Source organism: Wolbachia endosymbiont (group B) of Xanthorhoe designata, assembly GCF_964028585.1.
Lineage (GTDB): Bacteria > Pseudomonadota > Alphaproteobacteria > Rickettsiales > Anaplasmataceae > Wolbachia.
In genome coordinates this window covers 1030019-1052277 of the sequence record NZ_OZ034794.1, presented here as the reverse complement: position 1 = coordinate 1052277, position 22259 = coordinate 1030019, and the positions used below count along the sequence as shown (strand labels likewise).

Below are 22259 nucleotides of genomic sequence, written 5' to 3'. Positions count from 1 at the left end.
GTACTCTAAAATTAACCTTTATTTCTTCTTAATAAGACATAAAAAGCTCCTTTGCCACCATGTTTTTTTATGGCTTGCTGATAGTATAAGATCATATTTCGAACTTTTGTGTCATTCAACCACTTATTTAAGCTATTCTTTATAGTTTCTATTTTATCTGTACTATTACCATGTCCCGTAATTACCAATAAGCACCTATTCCCTGCTTGATAATTTTTGATAATAAAATCTATCAATTTACAATAAGCATTATCTATACTATAGCCATGCAAATCGAGTTTATCGCTTATAAAATATTTGCCTCTATCGATCTTCAATTTTGTATTGTAGTCAAGACAAAATGATGAATCACCATTATCAGTATTAAGAAAATTTTCTTGTAAACTAGAGGCACCTTTATCAATCATAGATTTTATATTTACTTTGTGATCAACTTTCAAAGTAACTTTTCCACATTCTATTGGCTTAACATTTTTTTGCCAATCTAACTCATCATCCGACATAAATGCATTAATTAAATCACATAATTTTACAACAATATATAAACACAGTAAAATATTGCTTATTCTATAAAAAACTGATTTTCAATAATGAGATGAAATCATCAAAAGCTAATGAGAATTTTTGGCTATACGGAAAGCACACTTGTATCTCAGCATTAAGAAACAAAAATAGGCGGTGTATAGAACTGTTAGTAACAGAAAATTTCTATAAGGAATGTGGGAAAGAAATTAGACAATGTGCAGATAGTAAGGGCATCAAAGCTCAGCTAGTAGAGAACAAAATATTCAATGATATTTTACCCAAAGGCGTCAATCATCAAGGAATTGCTTTAAAAGTTGCTCCTATTTTTCACAGCTTAAATATCGAAGAAATAGCTGAAGGTTCAGGTGACAGCTCTACTATAGTCATTTTAGATCAAATTACTGATACACACAATATAGGGTCGATTTTAAGAACCTCAGCTTGTTTCAACATTGATGCACTGGTTTTACCACATCACCATTCACCGAGCGAAAATGCATCTATCGCAAAAGCAGCAAGTGGAGCGCTGGATATTGTTCCTCTAATATACGTTACAAACATAGTAAAAACGATGGAGTCTTTAAAAAAGATAGGCTACTGGTGTTATGGGTTTGATTGCAATGCAAAGGAAAATATAGATGAAATAAAGAATTTTGGAAAAAAAAAAGTGATTATTTTTGGTTCTGAAGAGAAAGGAATGCGGAGATTAGTGAAAGAAAGTTGTGATTATCTTTTAAAAATTCCAATGTCAAACGTAATTGATAGTCTAAATGTTTCAAACGCAGCAGCAATAGGACTATATTCCATTTACATTAAAACAAAAATCACTGCAAATTAGTTGAAATGAAAAATATACTTCTTGCCCGCTATCAAGACCGTTGGAATCTAGAAAAAAGAATGCCATTTTAGCTTCACATGCACAGCTGGAAGATGTCATCCCAGTGCGTGACACTGGGATCCAGTTAAATTTGCGAGTATAAAAGTAATGTTAAAATATAACGTTTCTGATGATGATGGAAAGATGGATGCCAGTGTCTGGGCACTGGCATGATATCTTCCTACAGAATAATGTTCGTACAGCTGTGTATCACATGCTGGAATGACAACAGTGAATGACATAGCGAGATATCATCTACTGGCACTTACATTACCAATCCCAAGAAAGAGGTGCACTTGGATCTATTGGAATTTCAAAAGATGGCTGTGACATTACTGCCTTTACAGCTTCTTGAAATCCTGCATCTTGAGCATTGACTGCAATTTTGGTACTAGCTTGAAAACTTTGGTTTTTTACTAGCTCGTTGGCTACATCTGTAGGCGTTGGTTTTAATCCTTTATCAGCTAAGAAATCTTTTGCTATCTTTTCACTACCTTGAGCACCATATACTTTGTCGTCAGCATTATCTTGAACCCCGTCTAAAGCTTCCCCAAGTTTATTTACTAAGATTGATTGTTTGCCATCTTTAGCAGGAAGAATAACTTCTGCGAAAGCTTTTTGGTTTGCTGCATCTGTAAGATTGGAAGCATCGATTTTAACAAAACTAGTATCTACTGTGCCTTTAGTGTAAACCTTCTTAGTATCATCAGTACCAACTGTTGCAAGAGCAGGAACTAAAACATCCACAACAGGCTGTTTTACTACTTCTTCTGCAACTTTTGTTGCAAGATCTATAGTTTTAACAAATGCAGTATCAGCAGCTGTTTTAGTGTAAACTTCATCAGCTGAAGCAGCTTTAATATATACCTTGTCATTAAATTCTTGTAATGCCATTAGGGCTGTTATAAAACCAGCATCGTCTGCTGCATCTCTTATTGTAGTAGTCATATCACCCTCTGTTAATTATAAAAACCATAATGTGCATGAAAATAATATAAATTCCGTAAATACTAGATTTTGCATAAGATTTCCTTGAAGCTCTTCGCTTCAGAATTCTTCTCTTGTGATTCAAGTATGTAGCAGATGATGTCATCCTAGTAGCCCCTCTGGTGTCAGTCCAGTGCGTGACACTGGACTCCATTTTTCCATCATAAGAAACGTTGATTACTTTTATACTTACAAATTTAACTAGATCCCAGTGTCAAGCACTGGGATGACAGAAGAGAGAACTGGGGTAACATCGAATTGAATGACAAGAAGAGGGCAGTGCCCTCCTTGTATGTATTAGATGTAGGCCGAGTTATGATCGTGATAAACATGATCGCTTGTGCAATCGAACATTGTCACAAAGCCATTCTCTAGATAGAGATTGTATTCATGGTGTTGGTCTGATAATTCAATATTATCTTGCGTTTCTAAGTTGAAGTGACTTGAATCTGATAGCAATTCGTAATTTGGATTATCTATTTTACTAATGCTGCTTATTACTTTACCATTACCATTTGATATAGCCAAACTATAACTATCACCATCCTTCATTATTTTGATGGATACCTTATCTTCAGGTAACACTATAAGCTTTTTCGTGTCACTATCGTGAATTAGAAATTTGCCATCTTTAAAGTAATACTTGTCTTCCGGCAAAGCACCAATCTTATAATCCGATGTATGCAGTTTGTTCCAAAAATCTAACACAGATTGCTTATCTGCTCCTTCTGCTCTATTATACAAGGCTTTCACATCATTATAATCTATGATTACATTTGCCTTATGCTTTCCTTCTACATCTCTATCATAGCTCTTTTCTATTTTCAAGATTGTGTCTTTCAACACTACCTGCTCTTTCTCCTCCACTGAAGCTGACCTTTTTGCCCTTGTTGGAATTTGTGGTTGATCAGACTGTATTTCACTATTGTCGTTTCTCTCTTCAGCAACAACATTAGTAGTACTATGGCTCATGTGTGACGTATCAATCTCTGTCTTAGTTTCACTTACTTGCCCTTTTGGACTTTCGGTTTGTTTCTCTTTTGTGAATATTCTCTGATAGTCCGTGTAGCCTCTGTTAGTATCTCCGATATCGCCACTGCCTTGATCAAAAGTTATTTTTTTACTTCCATTTTCCATGTTCTCAATTTCAACTTGAGGAGAAACAGATGCGAGGAAATCGTTATAACTGTAGTTGTAGTCAGCAGAAAAGAATATTTTTCCTTTGAAGTTATGGAAGTTATTAGATAACATTCCAATTTCTTCATCAGTATCACCATCAAATAGTTTTACTTTAGTGAAATATCTTTGATTGTTGATTCTCACTATTTCGCCACTCGAGTTTCTTTGTATCTGATGATCATTTGGATCATGTTTAATGGTAAAAAGTTTACCAGGGGCATATTTTTCTAAGTTTATAAGGCCCACATTTATATGTTTATGAGAATAATCTCTCTTTTCATATTCATGTGCAAATACTGGGTTGATATATTTGTATTCTTCTGGTATAGCATTACCTTGAGCATCATACCTATATTCATTACCACGTTCATCAGCTGGTGCCAATTTGTATCCGTCATCCTTTTGCACTAACTTTAGGTGAGTAACTTCTTCAGGTAACTGATAGCGCACATTTTTTCCTTGATCATGAATGAATAAGTTACTCCCATTTACAACTTCACCTCTTTCATTTTTTATCTCTTCAGTAATATAGAAACCCATATTTTTGAATTCATGTAGATTTTTGCCTCCTTGCTTTACAACCGCTTCGTATACATCGTCGTCTGTTCTATCAGTCCCTTTATCATCCAATAATGTTCCTTTTTCTACGATTATGCCGCTTTCTCTTTGCTCATCAGAATATTGAGCATGATTTGAATCCTGATGATTTAGAATTTTGGTTCCTCTAAGAAGAAGAGAATCTAAATCTTTTTGAATGTGTCCAGTGCTGGGATGCAACAATTCATTTTCATGTAAATGTGCTTCATCAAAGTATTCATCACGTTCAACCGTTCTACCATCTATCAGAGAAGCTTTATAATGACCGTTTTCTTTTGTAATTGCCATATAAGCACCTCCATCATATTGAGTATTCAAGTTGTGCAATATGTCCTCAAAAACAAAAGTTTCTTTAGTTTGACCTTCAACTTGCTTAAAAAAGCCCGATTCGCTCGACAACTCTCCGAGCTTTGTATTCCCATCATATATAGATAGTGCACCCATATTTCCGTGACCAAGAGCTTGCATAGAAAAAATCTTGCCTTCTTGTAGATCAATATGATTTGCACCTCTTATCAAGTTTGGATCGATATTGACCAGCTCTCCTAATATTTTTGCTGCCTGAGGATTATTTTCAATCTCATCAACTGCTTTGTTTTTTAGTTGATCAAACCTTAAGAATGCTGGTCTGTATTTTGTATTTTCCTCATTACGTAATTCTTCAATAGTAATCTCTCCTTTATGATATTTTTGATACATTTCACCACGTTCTTTATTCAAATTATCGAATTTGTCGGCCTCACTCTTAATTTTTGTATCATATTTTGATAATATTCTAAAAGCCTGATTTTTATACTCTTGACTGTTTTGATATTCATTACCTTGTTGGTCAGAGTAAGTTAGTTTATCCTGTCCATCAGAAGTTTTTACTACCTTGAGGAAATGATATTCCTTTGATATATCGAGGTTATCATTTGTTGCCCTATTAATAGCACGAGCAACATCATAAAATGCAACATGTTCTACAGGAGAAAAATTTCCAACGTTTTCTCCATCCATTTTTTCTATATTTGCTTTATAGTAGGATACATTTTTAATTTCTCCACCCACTATTTCTTGACCAGTTGCTATAAAATCTCCTTTTGTAACTTGCAAAGCGTTGAGGTGTTCCATTGCAGTTCCTGTATCATTCTCAGTAAGCCAACTTTTAAAGTCAGCATTATGCCCTTTTATACTTTCCAAGAACCTTTCTGACTTATGTGAATTACCTGCATGTAAAGTATCCAGGTAATCTTTTAATAAACTAGGATCTTTTTCCTGTAAGAGCCTGTACGTGATCTCAAAAAAGGGATAGAATGAGAGGATAAAGTATATAAAGTAGGATATGCGAAGTTTATATCCAAGTGATATAAGTCGAGAAAAGTTTGAGATTATTGTAGCAGATCTGGAGTCTTGCAGGAAGAGGACAAAGCCAAGAACACTTGATTTATATCATGTATTTTGTGGAGTGTTATACGTCTTAAAAAGTGGCTGCCAGTGGAGAATGTTACCAAAAGAGTTTCCAAAATGGCGGAATTGTTACGACTATTTTAAGAAGTGGAGTGAAAAAGCAGATGCAAATAAAGAAAGTGTTCTGGAGCTGGTATTAAAAAAAATAGTTGGCGTGGTCCGACAAAACAATGGTCGGAAAGAAAAAACCAGCTTCTGCATAATTGATGCACAAAGCGTAAAAAATGCAGATACTGCTGAAGAAAAAGGCTATGATGCAGGCAAAAAGGTTTCAGGAATAAAACGCCATATTGCGGTAGATACACAAGGTTTACCCCACGCAATTTATATAACAACGGCAGAAATAACTGATCGTAGTAGCGCTGTGAGAATGGTTAAAAATGCTAAAGAAAACCTATCTGAAGTTAAAAATATACTAGTTGATGCTGGCTACACAGGAGAAAATTTTGCAACACAGATGAAAGTAACTATTGGTGCAACTGTTGAGGTGAAGCGAATTACACACCTTTGTCGTATTGCCGAAAAGATGGGTTGTTGAGAGATCTTTTGCTTGGTTGCAAAAATGTAGGCGATTGTGGAAAAATTGCGAGCGGAAACTCAACACTAGCCTGCAAATGGTCGTTCTTGCTTTCGCTGCTTTGCTTCTGAAAAGATTATGAACAGGCTCTAAGTACATCACCAACGCATGACCTGTTTTATAAACTAGGCTATTTGCTTCGCTGTCATCTGAATATTCTAAATCTAAAATTTTATCTAAATCCAAATTTGCAGCTTCGGTTTTGTCAATACTTGATCCTTGAGCATTGAACTTATGATTTGAATGGTGCTCAAAGTAATCTGCAATTCCTTCCATTAATACTGTTGGTAAAGATTCGCCTCCTGTAGCCAAGTAAGTCAAACCATGTGCAAATTCATGCTGAAGGTTATGAACGCCACCTTGCTTATAGACGTACATTGTAGCACAAACACCATCTCCTCCTCCTGGATAACATTTACCACCCTCATCTCCAAGGAGGTGAGAACCGAAATGCTTGCTTCCACCAAGGTGAGTGTAATCAGCCTTATCATCAAACACATAAATTTTGAATGTTTGTTCTGAGCTACCAGGCTCCAGCTTAAATGCATCTTTAAAATTAGTAGCTGTTTCTCTTATCTCACTTTCAATGTGAGCAACTTTACTTGTTCTTAAATCATGAGAATGAACCTCTACTTTGATATTTAAATCTTTAACTTCTATGGTATGCTTATTGTTAAAGTATTCTTCTTGAGTTATATCTTTATTTATTTGTTGATTGATTGTCATAATTCTAACCTCTAATTTATTAGTCTTTACAATATCAAGCATAAAGCTACTTCCGCTAAGAAAGTGTAAATTCTCATATTGATATAATTTACATCTTAATAAAAAAGTATAGATAATTAACTCAATATGAAAAATCGAGAATATAGATAAAATTCTATAGCTAACCTCAGGCAGCTACTAACAAGTAGCAAAATTATAAATATTAAGAAATTTACCAGTAGAAAAAAGGCACCCGTGTTAGCTAGTTGTTACTTCTGAAAATCGATGTTCTATACTGTCTTAAAACAGCCCGTTTCAGCTTTTATAGGTAAAAAATCAGAAACATTGTGAAGACATAAGTGCACGTAATGCAAAAAATTAAAAATAAGGTGCCAACTGACTGTATAATACTTTTGTTGTGTTAGCCTGCACAGATTGAAGATAATAAAATACCCTCATTTTTATATTAATGAAAGTGGCGGAGTTTGTCAAGGAGTTTCATTCAGCAAGAGGTCTAAAAGCAAATTGACTTTCATTTCACTGAAGCACTATACTAAAGCTACGATGGGTAATTAGCTCAGTTGGTAGAGCACTTGCTTGACGTGCAAGGGGTCGCTGGTTCGAGTCCAGTGTTACCCACGTTTTTGCTAACGAAAAGATTTTATATGACAGCAGCACACAATGGCAAACATTCAGCAGCAGCATCCAAGCGCTTAATTTATTCCATAATAATAGTTGCGATAACAATGCTTATGGAAATAGCAGGTGGAATAATTTCACACTCGCTTGCTCTGTTATCAGATGCAGGGCACATGCTCACTGATCTTTTTGCCTTGATTTTAAGCTGGGTAGCACACAAGTTTTCAGTTAAGAAATCTGATTTACAAAGATCATATGGGTATCACAGATTGCAGATAATTGCAGCGTTTGTTAATGGCTTAACTCTATTTCTCATTGCAGCAGTCATTATCATTGAATCAATAAAAAGATTTATTTTTCCAGTTAATGTAGAATGGAAAGTAATGCTAATAATTGCCACACTTGGCCTGATCTCTAACATTATAGTCTTTTTTATATTACATAGTAAATGTGAAAGCAATATAAACATAAAAAGTGCTGTACTGCACGTCATAGGAGATATTTTAGGCTCTGTAGCTGCTATAGTTGCATCCATAATTATCATGCTTACCGGATGGCAAGTAGTGGATCCTATTTTGTCAGTATTTGTTAGCGTAATAATCTTAAGCAGTGGCTATAAAATTCTCAAGAATTCTTGCCATATACTCCTTGAAGGTACACCCGAGGGTGTATCTGCTGAGGAGATAAAAAGTGAGATTATATCTAAGCTACCTGAAGTGATAGATGTACACCACATACATGCATGGTCACTATCTGATAATTATTTTATACTTACCATGCATGCCAAGATAAAGCAAAATGGGCAACATACTAATATTCTGTATGAGATAAAAAAAATACTATTAAATAGTTTCAAAATCGCACACTCTACAGTTGAAATTGAATACGATGAATGCGTAGACAGTAAAATACTTAAGCATTGACATCTATAGGCTATTTGTTATTACTACAATATCATAATATTATAGAGAATAGGCTATGATAGGTATTTCCCAAATACAATTTCCTGGAAAAGGCTCTTACAGATTAAAGACAGCAAGCTACTTCGCAGCTTTTGTTTCTTTAAGCATTTTAGTTAATCCGGCCAATGTCTTTTTATCTTTCGCTACAGTATTTTTTAGATCTGAAATAAAAACTTTTTACGTTTATAAAGACATAAAAACTGCAAAGCAGGAAAAAATAAGTAAAAAGGAATATTGGGAAATATTTTTTAAGAATAATAAAATTAAGATAGCATCTTTCTTTTTATTTTTTGCTTTTATAACATATCTAACCTTTACGACTACTTTTCTACTCGTTTCGTTACTTGCAACAATACCGCTTGCAATGGTTTTAATTCTATTACAAAGTGAATTAAGGCCAAGGGATTTTAATCCATTTACGTTACTTAAAGCTGCTACAAATTTCTTTTTAGAAGGCATAAAAGAAAATACTCGCAGCATGACAAATAAGTTTGATGATACTTACGAGCATTTACTACCCCATCAATTGAACGATGATATTAGTAATAATATTGATAAGTTACTGCATAAATATGGTGGGGTACCAGAAGACGTTATTAATGATAAAGAATTTAAAGAATTTATTGAATATATAAATCACTTACATATGCTTGATGGCCAACCATTTAGTAATGAGAATAAGGGAAAATTAGTGATGTTTTTGCAAGATTTTTGCAAAGGTAATGAGAAACATAGCTCTGGTTTCAATGGCGGGCAAATTCTTCTGTTAGTTCTGAAAGCTTGCAATGATGGAAATAGAGAAACTGTAAAAAACAAAAAAGACGCGCTGATTGCAAATTTACTAGATAGTCAAACTTTCTCTAGAAAAGAACGAATTCCTAACACATGTTTTACTGGTATTATCTACAGAATGTTAAGTACATTAGAGGGTATTCATTCCGATCCAGAGATTAAATTTACACCACCTAGACAAATGCTCCTGACAGAAGCAGAAAATGAAGCACGTAAGTTTATGTTAGACAGGCTAAAAAATAAGAAGAACAGTAAAGAAATTCTTAGGGCTTGGCATAACGCCCAAAATAATTATGAAGATGATAAAAGTCAAAAAATAGTTGATGATTTTATTGCAGAAGTAAGTATTTCCTTAATGAGAAATTTACTGAGTTTTACTTCTCAATATAGTGAACAAATTGTGCTGACGTTAATGAAAAATATTAACTCTGTAAAGTTAAATAAATTAGAGCATTATACATTGAATCAATACATAAGAAATAAATTACAAGATCATGATTTAGATAATCAAATTGAAAATATCAAAGGAAAAGTCTTTTTGAAGCTTTTAGAGCTTGATTTACTTAAAACAGATTTTTCTCTCAAGGATTCATCTTTGGATGAAGCTAAGAGAATAGCTGATAAGGTAATAGAGAAAGAAATTAAGGAATTTAGGCTAAAAGCTGAGAAGACCGTTGAAGGTCAGGTGGCCAGAATGTTAGATAGTTTAAGAATGTTACCACTAGAGAAAAGGTGTTATAGAGTATACACAGAACTGAGTAAAAATAGCAGAGACGATAAAGAAGAAGTAAAGAAAATTCTGCAAGAAAAACTAGCAATAACAGAAGCGGTGATAAATAACATGTTAAAAAAAGAAGCTTCACACAGGCTAGAGATAGAGATTGAAGATATTTATAATCAAAATAAGCGCAATGTAACCACACTTTATGAAAAAACAAAAGAAGTAAAGCAAAGATTTATTAAAGATGGACTTTTAACACCTCAAGAAGTAGAGAGTATAACAAGAGTAAAAATTATAATCTTAAATAAAGAAGATAAAATAATACCATCAAGCAGTTTATCTCGTAGTTTAAGTGTCAGTGATTTAACATCTCATCGCTTATAAAAACTTACGCTCTCTGCTTTGCAGAAGGTTTGTAATATTTCTGTGGTGCTTTAAGAAAATCAATATTGCTACAATGAGTAGTGCAAGAAATAATTCTTTTTGAAAAAAGAAAGACGCTACAACAATTATTACAGCCGCAGTCAAAGAAGCAAGAGAAGAATATCGAAAGGTAAAAAATACTATTAGCCAAATAAACACAAACACTGATGCCAAAGGGATATTAAGTGCTATCAAAATTCCCAAAGTTGTCGCAACCCCCTTTCCTCCATTGAACCTTAGCCAAATAGGAAACATATGTCCTAAAACTGCTAAAATAGCAGATGCATATATCCACAGATCGTTATCAAAAAATTGTTGTGCTATATAAATTGCGATAAATCCTTTAAAGGAATCCAAAAGTAATGTCAAAACAGCAAGAAATTTGTTTCCTGTCCTTGCAACATTTGTAGCACCAATATTTCCAGAACCTACTTCTCTTAAATTTATTCCTTTTATTTTTGTAATAATTAAGCTAAACGGTATTGAACCTAATATGTAAGATAATACAAAAACTACAAATATCTCTATCATAGCAATAAATCTAGCTAATTTTATTATTCCTCAGCCTTTTTAGATAACATTGGACTTCATTGTTAATCTGGTTGCTAAACAATATAAGTGCTGTCATATTGATGAGTGCTAAACAAGAGAATAAAGCTCCACCAATATTAGCAATAGCCATTATATCTTTAGATAAACCTGACAAAAATGCAACCGCTACTACTGCTATACGATATATTACTACACTTTTTACACCAAACAAATACAGCCATCCCATTTCACAACAATATACAAATGAAATTACTGAGGAAAACGCAAACAAAGGTGCAGCTATGGTTAAAAGTATAGGAAACCAAGAAGAAACTGTTTCAAATGCTTTCTGGGTGATCAATATTCCCTCGCCAATGCCGGTCTGGTATGCACCTGTTATTACTATTGTTATTCCTGTTAAGCAACAAATTAACATTGTATCAAAGCATGGTTCTATCATCGCAACCAGACCAGTTCTAACTGGCTCCTCATCTTTAGCTACCGCGTGAGTGATTGAAGCAGAGCCAACACCTGCTTCACTGGCAAAAATTGCTCTTTGAATCCCAGCGACAAATGCTCCTACTACTCCTCCACCAACAGCATTGAAGTCTATCATACTGGAAAACAATATTTTCAATGTATTGCTAAAATTGTGAATATTGAATGCAATGATTGTGACACAACTCAAAATATATATGAGTGACATAATAGGAACTAGCGCAGAAGAGACTTTAGCTATTCTCCTGATTCCACCGATAATCACTAGAGCAAGTAATGCAGAAATTATGAAGGAAAGAACCCAAGGATGACTATCTATCCAGCTTGAATAGCCAGATAATATTGAAACCATTTGATTAGTCTGAAATGCTACACTTCCACCAAGACCTGACAATACAAGAAACACCGCATATATTGCAGCTAGCACAATACCAAGCTTCTTAAATCCAAATTCCTCTAGTCCATTTCTTATATATTGAAAGGGACCACTGAATAACTGCTCCTGGCCTTCTGTTCTGTGTCTGAATGCTAAAGTTACTTCAGCAAACTTTGCAGACATACCAAAAAAACCTGTAATCATCATCCAAGGTACCGCTCCTGGCCCTCCCATTGAAATTGCGATTGCAACACCAGCAACAGTTCCAAGGCCTACTGTGCTTGATAGCGCGGTTACAAATGCCTGAAAATGCGTAATGTGACCATCATGATGATCTGTGTCATATTTTCCACATAAAATAGCGAACGCATGCTTAAACATCCTTATGTTGAGAAATCTAAAACGTAGTGTTAGAAATATATAACCAAAGGCCAATAAAAGAATTATAAATGGTACGTGAAAGATCTTGAAAAACAACACTTCATTCATGAAGTTGCTTACTCCATTTAATGCAGTGTCATAACTTTTATGAAAAATTGAAGCAGCGTATACATCATTAAATGGTAGGCAAAATAACACTATATAAAGCATTCTATAAATCATGTTTAATACCTTTTGTAATAAGAATCTATTGTATTTAAGACTTCCCTTCTCAGTAGATATATCGCAACAGCATTTGGAATCATAAGGCACATAAACAGGCTATCACCTAAATAAGATATAAATTCTACATTTTTTGATATACAGCTGATATACACTGAACCCACTATAAAAAACTGAAACAATATCAGTACTTTTTTGTTACCAAATAAGTACACTAGGGCAACTTCACAGTAGTAATAGTAAGCTATTATTGTGGAAAATGCAAAGGAAAACATTATCAGCGGAAGAGCTAGCTTGCTAAATAAAGGCAAGGCTGTTGAAAATGCTGAGCTAACTAACATAATATCACCTACGGTATTAGTGCTATGCATATCGGTGATAATTATCACAATACCAGTCAAAAATGAGACTAATATTGTGTCTACAAATGGTGCAATCATTGCAACACTTCCAACTTTAACTGGGTCTTTCTCTTTTACAATCGAATGTGCTATAGCTGCTGTTCCAGTACCTGCTTCATTAGCAAACACTGACCTTCTTACCCCTGCTATTAATCCACTCAATACTCCACCTCCTATAGCTGATTTGTTAAAGATATCTTGAAATATTATAGATAGAGCATTCAGTAGATTATTTCCGTTTACACAGATTAAATATATACACATGCCTATATAGAACATTATCATGATCGGCCCTAAACCTGTTGCAACTAAAGCAATTCGCTTTATTCCTCCCAGTATTACAATTAATACAAATAGCGAGATAATAACAGATGTGTTGTATTCAAATAAGTTACTTGACAACGCTGCAATTTGATTTGCCTGAAATGGTATACCGCCTAGAATCATTGCAACAAGCAGCATAACTGCGTAGATAAATGCAAGGAATTTTCCAGTCTTCATAAATCCAATCTTTGCAAGTCCATGTTCCATATAATAAAAAGCCCCACCAGTTGTGTTTTCAGAGCGATGAGTAAATGCAAGCACTACTTCAGCAAATTTTATTGACATGCCAAGTACCCCGGTAATTATCATCCAAAAAACTGCACTTGGCCCCCCTATTGTAATAGCTATTGCAACTCCTGATATTGTTCCAAGACCAACTGTTCCTGAAATTACCGTTGCAAATGCCTGAATGTGGGTGATTATGCCGTTATTACTATGGCTCTCTAGGTTGAATAGTGTTTGTATCCCATATTTGAACAACCTGAAGTTAATGAATTTGAATCGAATCGTACAAAAAACCCCAGTTGCAATTACCCAAATAATTATAAATGGTATGTTGAATATCTTTATATATAAAAAAGAGTTTAATAGATCAGTTACTTTTATAATCATGTTGCTCACTATTTTTTATGTAGCTGACTAGTTTTATATGCGTAATGTATATAAAGTCCGATACTTATTGGAATAGTTAAGATATAAACTACACCTAAAATTGGTAGTGTTATCCAGGGCTTACTTATAAAAAATATGATCAATATTCCAAAAAATGACACAAATATATAGGATAAACTTTTAGGGACATAAATGTATTTTGCAGAGAAAGTTGGAATATGACTTATCGAAAAAAATGAGATGGTCAAAAAGTAACAAGCTGTATTCTTTACGTTAAAAAATTGCTCTATAAGAAGTAGATATTCACTTTCATGAGATTGAAAGGTAATAATTATTGGAAACAGAACAAGTAAAGCGCATACAGGGGCTGGAACACCAGAAAAGAAAAATTTTTTCCAGTATAATTGCTCTAAATGTAGCGAAACATTGAATCTTGCAAGTCTTATTGATATGCAGATTACATATATCATTACTAAAATCCATCCTACAACTTTAATTTCATTTAACTTCCAAAAATATAAAAGAAAAGCAGGTGCTGAACCAAAATTTAGAAAATCTGCAAAAGAATCGAGTTGTGCTCCAAAATCGCTGGTTGATTTTAAAATTCTGGCTATCCTGCCGTCCATTCCATCTATTATTGCTGCAATGATAATAAAAATTGCTGAAAATTCCCATTGTTCATTAAATGTGAATTTAAGTGAAGTAAGGCCAGCACATAAACCTAATAAAGTTATAAAGTTTGGGAATAACTTGGTAATAGGTAAAAATTTACTGTTACTTTCATCGTTATTCATATAACATCAAAAGTAAGCTTCTCTTGTTTATTAAAATCTGCTATAACTGTCTCACCGCCAATGACAGTTTGTCCTTCTGAAACTCTTACCTCTATACCAATAGGAATATAAATATTTACTCTGCTACCAAATCTTATAATTCCAAATCTTTCACCTGCTTTTACGCTCTGAGATGTCCTCAAATTACAAACAATGCGGCGCGCAATAAATCCAGCTATTTGCTCTACAATGATTTCTTTTCCCTTCTCATATTCAATCGCAATAACCTGTTTTTCATTCTCATTACTAGACCTATTGCTTATTGCGGAAACAAACTTGCCTTTTTTATAACTCATTTCCTTTATTGTACCAGATATTGGTATACGATTAACGTGGACATTCAAAACACTTAAAAATATGCTAACAAGCGTAAACTTCTTTTCTTCTTCATTCTCTTCTGATAAAGAGTAACTAACTTCTTCTATCTTTGAAATTACACCATCAGCAGGGCTTAATATAAAGTCCTTATTGTTTGGTACAGCTCTTGCCGGATCACGGAAGAAATAAGTACATAATAATGTTGGGAATAAGCAAGTAATGCCAGCCCCCCAAGATATAGAAAATGCTATACATGTTACTATAAAGGAAATAACTATAAATAAATAACCTTCTCTGTTTATATTAGGCAAACCAAAGCACATAATTTATTCTCGATAATTCATTATTAACAATTTATCATTTATAATTTCTCATGAAAAGCTTTTTTTCACTTCTTCACTTTTGGAATGCTTATATAAACATTTGCTTATATAACCATTGATAGAGATTAATTTTTAATGAAAATTTAATTTTCTTAGCTATTGTTAATATTATTTTAATAAAAACTTAATAATAATTCTTAATAATATATGAATTGTTGTGTTCTTAATTTCGTATGACAGGGGAAATAGAAAAAGATGAATCTCCTTCCTTATACTCTGCAATTTGGATGGGTGATATTGAAGCTACAGAGCTGCTAATAAAGTTTGGTGCAAATGTCAATGATAGTTATGAACGTAATAGTACACCACTACATATTGCTATCGGGTATAAGCAGTTTGAAATAGCGAAATTGCTGATAAATAACGGAGCAAACGTTAACGCAAAAACTGAAAATCATGGCAAAGATGACTTAACACCAATGCACCTTGCAATTTTTGCAAACACGCCAGAGTTTATAGAATTGCTAGCTAGCAATGGTGCGTCAATTGATGAAAGAGAAAGCACTGAAGGACATACACCTTTTCACCTTGCTGCTTTATATGGGAATAAAAGTGTAATACAAGCCTTAGTTGATAAGGGACAGAATATTGAAGATATTGATAATAATGGACGTACAGCTTTATTTTTAGCTATTAGGCAATGCACTGGAGCAGAGGATGATAGCAGAATAGAAGTTATCGAGTATTTGATAAATAAACTCAAAGCAGACATAACGAAAAAAGATAATAATAACAACACAATACTTTTTCCTGCTGCTAATAATTGTCCTGAAAAAGTAGTGAAACTCATCATTAAACAATATGTAGGAAGCTTTGATAGAGATCAGTTGAAGAATTTTATCAATCATAAAAATAAAGATGGAATGGATGCTTTGGATATTGCGCTCAACAGTGAAAATGAAGAAGCCATTGAAGTACTTAGATCATATGGAGCAAGTATTGAAAAGATAGAAGGTGAAAGTCGTATATTTCGTGCAGTAGAAGAAGGTAATACAGGAAAAGTGAGCCTTCTTTTAGAGCAAGGAGCAAACGTTAATATAAAAAATGGGAATGGACTTACTCCTTTAGATCTTGCAATGCAGGAAAATGATAAAGACATGGCTCGATTCCTCAGAGAGAATAAAGCAAAAACAGGTTTAGAGATAAAAGCTCAGTTAGCAGCATTAATTACGCTAACTATTATAACCTTCGGCTTAGCACTAGTAGTGTATTTTATTGTGAAAGGTATTAAAGAAATTGCTGCACAAAAAACAGGCAGTACTCTCAATAATGTAGAAAGTACAAAGATAGAACCTCCTATCAAGCACAAATAAAGCTTTTACAGGTAGTTGATAAGTTTCTTGCTTTATTTACATTCTTTCTATAGCATGATATATTAATGTTAGAATAGGGTGTGTGGTATGTTTGCAGGTCAAAATAATAATCAACAGCAGAATAGAAATAGAGCACAAGACTTAGTAAGAAGAGTACAAAATGCTCATAATAATACTAATAAAATTAAAAAATTCATTAATATAGCTTTATTAATAAGTATGATTCTTCCATTTTCTCTTCTGATACAATTTTCTTTGTGCTTATGGATGGTAAACCATTTTTTAAAACCAGAGGAAAATGAGAGAAGATTATCAGCATGGCCAAAAAATATTATTAGAGGAATATTAACGGCTGCTTTAGTCATATGTATTATTATTTCTTGTGTATTTTTAGTGCTTCCTATGTTGTTCTTCTGCTTGCTAAACAAAACACTCACTGAAGCAATACAGCAGTTTAACGATTTAATACAACAAATTCCAGAGGAAGAAAGGGGCCTTTTTGCTGCTGATATAGTCAATATTCTTCCCTTTGTTGCGCAAACTACTCATGATCCAAGTGCAGTTGCTAGTATAAACTTGAGTGTTGATAGACTCGTAGAAAAGTATAAAGAGAATTTAAGCAAAGATGAATTCTATGTACAGCTAAATAGAGGTAACACAACCGGCATTGAAGAGTACATCAAACAGTCAAATGAGTTTACAGAAGGCGATAAATCTCATGCACTTGAATGCTTAAGATTTATCAATAGAACAGGAGATAATTTTAAAGACAATCATAGTAAGTTAACACTAAAGCAAGCAGCTATTTTATGTTGGAAAGCCTGCAATGATAGAAATACAGGGACAGAAAATCAAAGAACTCCTTTAAATGATGAATATATAAAAAATAGAAAGGATATGTTTGTAAAAGGTCTTGTAGACGCTGCAACAACTTACGGTAATCAAGGTCAAAGTTGTGCAGGTGGAACATACAATAAATTATTTGAGTCTTTATCTAGCTTACATCCATCAGTGGTTATTACACTCGATGGAGAAGAGGCTAGAGAAATGATAAAAGAAACGATCACACAAAAATTCCCTGAAATGGCCAGAACCAATTTCACCAATTTCTCTGGAACAGAACAAGAAAGGATCCGTAGCGAGTTACCAAAGTTATCATCTGAAACAGTAAGGTATATTATGACTACGCATTCAGCTCTTGAGAGAAGGTGTCAAGAGTTCAGCAATAGATTAAACAATGATAAAAAGAATGAAATATTAGAAGAGTGTATGAGCAACTTATCCTGTGTTGAGCTAGAAAGTCCAATTGAAAGAAGAAGGTAAATTGTATTTGATTGTAGCCATTTATCTTAAAATATGAAGCAGAGTTTTGGATTATTTGAACTTAAGTTTATGTATTGAAGTAACATGTAAAACCACTTCGTGTAGGTGATGTATTATATTTTATCTACATGTCAAAGATCCTTCTCTCAACTTAAAGATGTTGCTAATCAGCACATACAAATGTAATATTAATTAATATTTATAAATAAAGCAATTCCATGGAAAGTAACTACAACGCTGACGCAATAAAAATCCTAAGAGGTCTTGATGCTGTGAGAAAGCGTCCGGGTATGTATATTGGTGACACTGATGATGGATCAGGCTTGCACCATATGGTGTATGAGGTTGTTGACAATGCGATAGATGAGTCTTTAGCTGGTTATTGTAGTAAGATTGAAGTTAGCATAAATGAAGATGGCTCAGTATCTGTAACCGATAACGGTCGTGGCATTCCAACTGATATTCATGCAGAGGAAGGAATATCAGCAGCAGAAGTAATAATGACCCAACTACATGCAGGAGGTAAATTTGACAGCAATACCTATAAGGTTTCCGGAGGATTACATGGTGTTGGAATTTCAGTTGTTAATGCGTTATCGAGTTGGTTGGAATTAACCATCTGGCGCAACAAAAAAGAACATTTTATGCGCTTTGAAGATGGTGAGTCTGTTGAATCTTTAAAGGTAGTCAATGAAAACACAAGTAAAAGAGGAACTAGAGTAACGTTTATGCCATCAACGGGGACTTTTAGTAGTATTGATTTTAGTTACTCCACTCTTGAGAGTCGCATCAGAGAATTGGCATTTTTAAACTCAAATATTGAGATCATTTTGTGTGATCTCCGTAATAAACCACATGTAAAGTCTCATTTTAACGATAGTAAAGAGTCTGAAGATAATTTTGGTACAGCTAATTTTGTACGCTACTTAGACAAGAATAAGACACATGTTACTAAAATTGCCAGCATTAGAGATGATGTAAAAGATCTAGGTACCAGTGTAGAAATATCAATGGAGTGGAATGATTCCTACTATGAGAATATGCTATGCTTCACAAATAATATAAGACAACGGGATGGTGGTACGCATTTGGCAGGGTTTAGATCTGCACTAACCAGATGTATCAATAACTATGCAAATAATGAAGGTTTTTTGAAGAAGGCAAAAGTGAACTTGACTGGAGAAGATGTTAGAGAAGGCTTAACTTGTGTTTTATCTCTCAAGATGCCTGATCCTAAATTTTCTTCACAGACAAAAGATAAATTGGTCAGTTCTGAAGCGCGGGCAGTTATAGAGAGTATAGTTTTTGACAAGTTGAGTACAATACTTGAAACTGACCCCAAGTTAGCAGCAAGTATAGTAGAAAGAGCAATTAGGTCAGCAAAAGGAAGAGAAGCCGCAAGAAAAGCACGAGAGTTAGTTAAAAATAAAAACAATATTAATATTGCAACTCTACCTGGAAAGCTTGCCGATTGTCAGGAAAAAATTCCTGAGTTATCGGAATTGTTTATAGTAGAGGGTAATTCTGCAGGTGGTACTGCAAAGCAGGGACGTAATCGTAAAACACAGGCGGTACTTGCTTTAAGAGGAAAAATTCTAAACGTAGAACGTGCAGGGCTGGATCGTATTTTTTCATCTGCAGAAATTGGCTCTCTGATCACGGCAATTGGAGCTGGAATAGGGAGTGAGCACTTCGATATTGAAAAAACTAGGTATCATAAAATTATCATTATGACAGACGCAGACGTTGATGGATCGCATATAAGAACTTTGATTCTAACTTTCTTTTTTAGACATATGCGTGAAGTAATTGAAAAAGGATATTTATACATAGCGCAGCCACCCCTCTATAAAGTTACAAAAAATGCTAAAGATACTTATATCAAAGATGATGAAACTTTTGAAGAGTATATAGTAAATTCAGCGATTAAAAGATTAACATTAAATGGTGTAGGCAAAGATTTGCGTTTCGTTTTGAATAAGTGTCTCAGTATTTCAAACATTAGCAAAAATTATGATAGGGAAATACCAAAAGATCTCTTAGAATCATTGCTAATTTTAAGTAAAAAGAATGCTCTATTGTCTGCTGATGAGATATTAAAATATTTAAAATTGATGTATAGTGAATATACTTGGGAAGTAGAAGTAAAAGATGAGGAAATTCACATTGCTAAATTGTTTCAAGGGTTAGCAGACAAATATGTATTCTCGCTTAGTATGCTTGAAAGCAAAGAAATACAGAATATATTGAGTTCTCTTGATAACATAATTGACTTATTTAATGGTGATTCATTTTTACAGTCGCAAGAAACTGAAATAAAAATAAAGTCTCCAGGTGCACTCGCAAAAATAGTGATGGATTATGGTAAAAAAGGTTTAACTCTGCAGAGATTTAAAGGCCTTGGTGAAATGAATGCTGATCAGCTTTGGGAAACTACACTCAATCCAGAAACTAGAACTCTGCTAAAAGTTGAAATAAAAGATTGTGAGGAAGCAGATAGCATATTCTCGGTGCTAATGGGTGATATAGTTGAACCACGTCGTGACTTTATAAATAACAATGCACTTAACGTGCATGATGTTGATATTTGATTTTAGAAACGCTAAACCCTTATGGCTTAGCATTGTGTGCCAAACCGGCTATTTAAAACGTACTACTGACCAATCCATTTCAGAAATCTGAATTGATTTCGGTTGTATTCCCGTTTTCGATCATAAATATATAGATTTTCTGCCCTATTGTTGTTATAATTAACACCTTGCTAAATTGAATGTTAATGAATGAATTGAGAAGGTTCACTATTACAGAGATGTATGATGGACTAAGACGGGGGGATTTTTCTGCTGTTGAGCTTGTAGAAACGCATGTTAGTGCAGTCGAAAATGAGCAACTAAATGCATTTGTAACAAAAACCCCAGAAATCGCGATAAAAGCTGCTAAAATAGCAGATGAATACTTTTTGAAACAAAAAGATAATATTTCATCACTTATGGGCATACCAGTTGGTGTTAAAGATTTATTCTGTACAAAAGGAATAAAAACAACAGCATGCTCAAAAATGCTGGAAAATTTCATCCCGACTTATGAATCTACGGTATCTAATTTGCTTTTAAAAAGTGGAGCAGCCATGCTCGGTAAACTTAACATGGATGAATTTGCTATGGGCTCTGCTAACATAAATAGCTATTTTGGCCCTGTTGAAAATGTATGGATTAGAGAAAGTGATGGAGAAAAAGTTGTTCCTGGTGGATCATCTGGTGGATCTGCAGCATCAGTTGCTGGGTTTTTATGTGCTGGAGCATTAGGAAGCGATACTGGTGGGTCTGTACGTCAACCAGCAGCTTATTGTGGAGTGGTTGGAATAAAGCCAACTTATGGAAGATGTTCGCGTTTTGGTATGATTGCATTTGCAAGCTCTCTTGATCAAGCAGGAGTCATTACTCGTTCTGTTTCTGATTCAGCATTAATGCTGGAAACAATTTGTGGCTATGATGAAAAAGATTCAACATCGAGCGAAAAACCAGTGCCTAAATTTTCTAATCTTATAAATGGTGATATCAAGGGTAAGCGCATTGGTATACCAAAAGAATATAGAATGGATGGGATTTCAGAAGAAATCGTTCATCATTGGGAAAAAGTTTCTTCCAATTTAAAAGAAAATGGTGCTGAAGTTGTTGACATTACTCTGCCTCATACTAAATATGCGATACCGGTTTACTATCTAATTTGTTCTGCTGAAACTTCATCTAATCTTGCTCGCTATGATGGTGTACGTTACGGATTCAGGGTTGATGCTGATACCCTTGAAGAAATGTACTCGCTAACAAGAGCAGAAGGTTTTGGTAAAGAAGTGAAAAGGAGAATTTTAATTGGTTCTTATGCGCTTTCTTCAGGTCATTACAATGAGTATTATGAAAAAGCACAGTGCATTAGGGCATTAATCAGAAATGATTTTATAAAAGCGTTTGAAAAAATAGATTACATACTTGTGCCATCTGCTCCAACAGAAGCTTTCGGCTTAAATGAAAAGCCAGATCCGCTAATGATGTGCATTAATGATGTGTTTACCGTGCCGGCAAGCTTAGCGGGATTACCTGCTATTTCTATCCCTGTTGGGCTCTCAAATGAAGGTTTGCCACTTGCCTTGCAAGTAATTGGAAATTATTATGATGAAACTGGAATATTAAATATGGCAAGTGTGATAGAGCAAAATTGCGGCAGAATAATTGACTCTCTTATATAATATATTTTCTTATAGTAACTATAGCATTATGATTATTTTAGCTATAGGAAACAAGAACTTGATTTTTG

15 protein-coding genes, 1 tRNA gene and 2 pseudogenes are annotated in these 22259 nt (G+C 34.0%); 9 read left to right on the top strand and 9 right to left on the bottom strand.

The window, feature by feature from the left end; all coding sequences use genetic code 11:
* Positions 1–11: 11 nt before the first annotated feature.
* Entirely contained in the window at positions 12–503 is a 492-nt protein-coding gene (locus ABWU64_RS05130; RefSeq protein ID WP_341815726.1) for a Smr/MutS family protein, read from the bottom strand.
* A gap of 92 nt (positions 504–595) precedes the next feature.
* Between ABWU64_RS05130 and rlmB the strand changes: the two genes are divergently transcribed.
* Positions 596–1363: a 23S rRNA (guanosine(2251)-2'-O)-methyltransferase RlmB gene (gene rlmB, locus ABWU64_RS05125; protein ID WP_353279456.1), complete on the top strand. Its 768-nt coding sequence runs from the start codon at positions 596–598 to the stop codon at positions 1361–1363.
* Positions 1364–1672: 309 nt separating this feature from the next.
* Here the strand turns inward: rlmB and ABWU64_RS05120 are convergent, their stop codons facing one another.
* Positions 1673–2350, bottom strand: coding sequence for a hypothetical protein (locus tag ABWU64_RS05120; protein WP_353279455.1), 678 nt, complete (start codon positions 2348–2350; stop codon positions 1673–1675).
* Between the two features lie 336 nt (positions 2351–2686).
* Positions 2687–5347 carry a surface protein-related protein gene (locus tag ABWU64_RS05115; protein WP_410541959.1) on the bottom strand — a complete coding sequence of 887 codons (2661 nt, stop codon included), beginning with the start codon at positions 5345–5347 and terminating at the stop codon, positions 2687–2689.
* A gap of 142 nt (positions 5348–5489) precedes the next feature.
* Here ABWU64_RS05115 and ABWU64_RS05110 point away from each other — a divergent pair.
* Positions 5490–6273 (top strand): annotated as a pseudogene (locus ABWU64_RS05110) (IS5 family transposase).
* Positions 6274–6341: 68 nt separating this feature from the next.
* Here the strand turns inward: ABWU64_RS05110 and ABWU64_RS05105 are convergent.
* Positions 6342–6917, bottom strand: a pseudogene (locus ABWU64_RS05105) (collagenase); the annotation flags it as partial.
* A gap of 545 nt (positions 6918–7462) precedes the next feature.
* On the opposite strand from ABWU64_RS05105, the gene ABWU64_RS05100 reads away from it, so the two are divergent.
* From ABWU64_RS05100 to ABWU64_RS05090, 3 genes are all read left to right on the top strand, one after another.
* Positions 7463–7535, top strand: a tRNA-Val gene (locus tag ABWU64_RS05100).
* 26 nt (positions 7536–7561) lie between these two features.
* Positions 7562–8458, top strand: coding sequence for a cation diffusion facilitator family transporter (locus ABWU64_RS05095; protein WP_353279454.1), 897 nt, complete (start codon positions 7562–7564; stop codon positions 8456–8458).
* A 55-nt stretch (positions 8459–8513) separates the two neighbouring features.
* Positions 8514–10394 (top strand): hypothetical protein, encoded by a 1881-nt coding sequence (locus ABWU64_RS05090; RefSeq protein WP_353279453.1) that lies wholly within the window; start codon positions 8514–8516, stop codon positions 10392–10394.
* On the opposite strand, the gene plsY is transcribed toward ABWU64_RS05090, so the two are convergent.
* From plsY to ABWU64_RS05065, 5 genes are read right to left on the bottom strand one after another with little or no spacing between them, the layout of a single operon-like run.
* Positions 10389–10964, bottom strand: a complete 576-nt coding sequence (plsY, locus tag ABWU64_RS05085; protein WP_015588304.1) for a glycerol-3-phosphate 1-O-acyltransferase PlsY — start codon at positions 10962–10964, stop codon at positions 10389–10391. The genes ABWU64_RS05090 and plsY overlap by 6 nt on opposite strands.
* Before the next feature lie 10 nt (positions 10965–10974).
* Positions 10975–12441, bottom strand: a complete 1467-nt coding sequence (locus tag ABWU64_RS05080; RefSeq protein WP_015588305.1) for an alanine/glycine:cation symporter family protein — start codon at positions 12439–12441, stop codon at positions 10975–10977.
* Positions 12442–12443: 2 nt separating this feature from the next.
* A complete protein-coding gene (locus ABWU64_RS05075) occupies positions 12444–13778 on the bottom strand; it encodes an alanine/glycine:cation symporter family protein (protein ID WP_341815732.1) in 1335 nt (444 codons plus the stop codon).
* An 8-nt stretch (positions 13779–13786) separates the two neighbouring features.
* Positions 13787–14572, bottom strand: a complete 786-nt coding sequence (locus ABWU64_RS05070; RefSeq protein ID WP_015588307.1) for a CDP-alcohol phosphatidyltransferase family protein — start codon at positions 14570–14572, stop codon at positions 13787–13789.
* Positions 14569–15252 carry a phosphatidylserine decarboxylase gene (locus ABWU64_RS05065; protein ID WP_135352908.1) on the bottom strand — a complete coding sequence of 228 codons (684 nt, stop codon included), beginning with the start codon at positions 15250–15252 and terminating at the stop codon, positions 14569–14571. Before ABWU64_RS05065 ends, ABWU64_RS05070 begins: the two co-directional genes overlap by 4 nt.
* Before the next feature lie 233 nt (positions 15253–15485).
* Between ABWU64_RS05065 and ABWU64_RS05060 the strand changes: the two genes are divergently transcribed.
* The 4 genes from ABWU64_RS05060 to gatA all read left to right on the top strand — a co-directional run bounded on the left by ABWU64_RS05060 (position 15486) and on the right by gatA (position 22191).
* Positions 15486–16625 carry an ankyrin repeat domain-containing protein gene (locus ABWU64_RS05060; protein WP_353279452.1) on the top strand — a complete coding sequence of 380 codons (1140 nt, stop codon included), beginning with the start codon at positions 15486–15488 and terminating at the stop codon, positions 16623–16625.
* Between the two features lie 87 nt (positions 16626–16712).
* Entirely contained in the window at positions 16713–17948 is a 1236-nt protein-coding gene (locus ABWU64_RS05055) for a hypothetical protein (protein WP_353274568.1), read from the top strand.
* 218 nt (positions 17949–18166) lie between these two features.
* Positions 18167–20539: a DNA topoisomerase (ATP-hydrolyzing) subunit B gene (gene gyrB / locus ABWU64_RS05050; RefSeq protein ID WP_353279451.1), complete on the top strand. Its 2373-nt coding sequence runs from the start codon at positions 18167–18169 to the stop codon at positions 20537–20539.
* Between the two features lie 185 nt (positions 20540–20724).
* Entirely contained in the window at positions 20725–22191 is a 1467-nt protein-coding gene (gene gatA, locus ABWU64_RS05045) for an Asp-tRNA(Asn)/Glu-tRNA(Gln) amidotransferase subunit GatA (RefSeq protein ID WP_341815737.1), read from the top strand.
* The last annotated feature ends 68 nt before the right edge of the window (positions 22192–22259 follow it).

Bases quoted from the DNA above. Each gene is read 5' to 3' on its own strand.
- ABWU64_RS05070 (WP_015588307.1), bottom strand. From the start codon at position 14,572: ATGAATAACGATGAAAGTAACAGTAAATTTTTACCTATTACCAAGTTA.
- ABWU64_RS05080 (WP_015588305.1), bottom strand. From the start codon at position 12,441: ATGATTTATAGAATGCTTTATATAGTGTTATTTTGCCTACCATTTAAT.
- ABWU64_RS05065 (WP_135352908.1), bottom strand. From the start codon at position 15,252: ATGTGCTTTGGTTTGCCTAATATAAACAGAGAAGGTTATTTATTTATA.
- ABWU64_RS05090 (WP_353279453.1), top strand. From the start codon at position 8,514: ATGATAGGTATTTCCCAAATACAATTTCCTGGAAAAGGCTCTTACAGA.
- gyrB (WP_353279451.1), top strand. From the start codon at position 18,167: ATGGAAAGTAACTACAACGCTGACGCAATAAAAATCCTAAGAGGTCTT.
- ABWU64_RS05075 (WP_341815732.1), bottom strand. From the start codon at position 13,778: ATGATTATAAAAGTAACTGATCTATTAAACTCTTTTTTATATATAAAG.
- plsY (WP_015588304.1), bottom strand. From the start codon at position 10,964: ATGATAGAGATATTTGTAGTTTTTGTATTATCTTACATATTAGGTTCA.
- ABWU64_RS05055 (WP_353274568.1), top strand. From the start codon at position 16,713: ATGTTTGCAGGTCAAAATAATAATCAACAGCAGAATAGAAATAGAGCA.
- ABWU64_RS05060 (WP_353279452.1), top strand. From the start codon at position 15,486: ATGACAGGGGAAATAGAAAAAGATGAATCTCCTTCCTTATACTCTGCA.
- ABWU64_RS05095 (WP_353279454.1), top strand. From the start codon at position 7,562: ATGACAGCAGCACACAATGGCAAACATTCAGCAGCAGCATCCAAGCGC.
- ABWU64_RS05130 (WP_341815726.1), bottom strand. From the start codon at position 503: ATGTCGGATGATGAGTTAGATTGGCAAAAAAATGTTAAGCCAATAGAA.
- rlmB (WP_353279456.1), top strand. From the start codon at position 596: ATGAAATCATCAAAAGCTAATGAGAATTTTTGGCTATACGGAAAGCAC.
- ABWU64_RS05120 (WP_353279455.1), bottom strand. From the start codon at position 2,350: ATGACTACTACAATAAGAGATGCAGCAGACGATGCTGGTTTTATAACA.
- gatA (WP_341815737.1), top strand. From the start codon at position 20,725: ATGAATGAATTGAGAAGGTTCACTATTACAGAGATGTATGATGGACTA.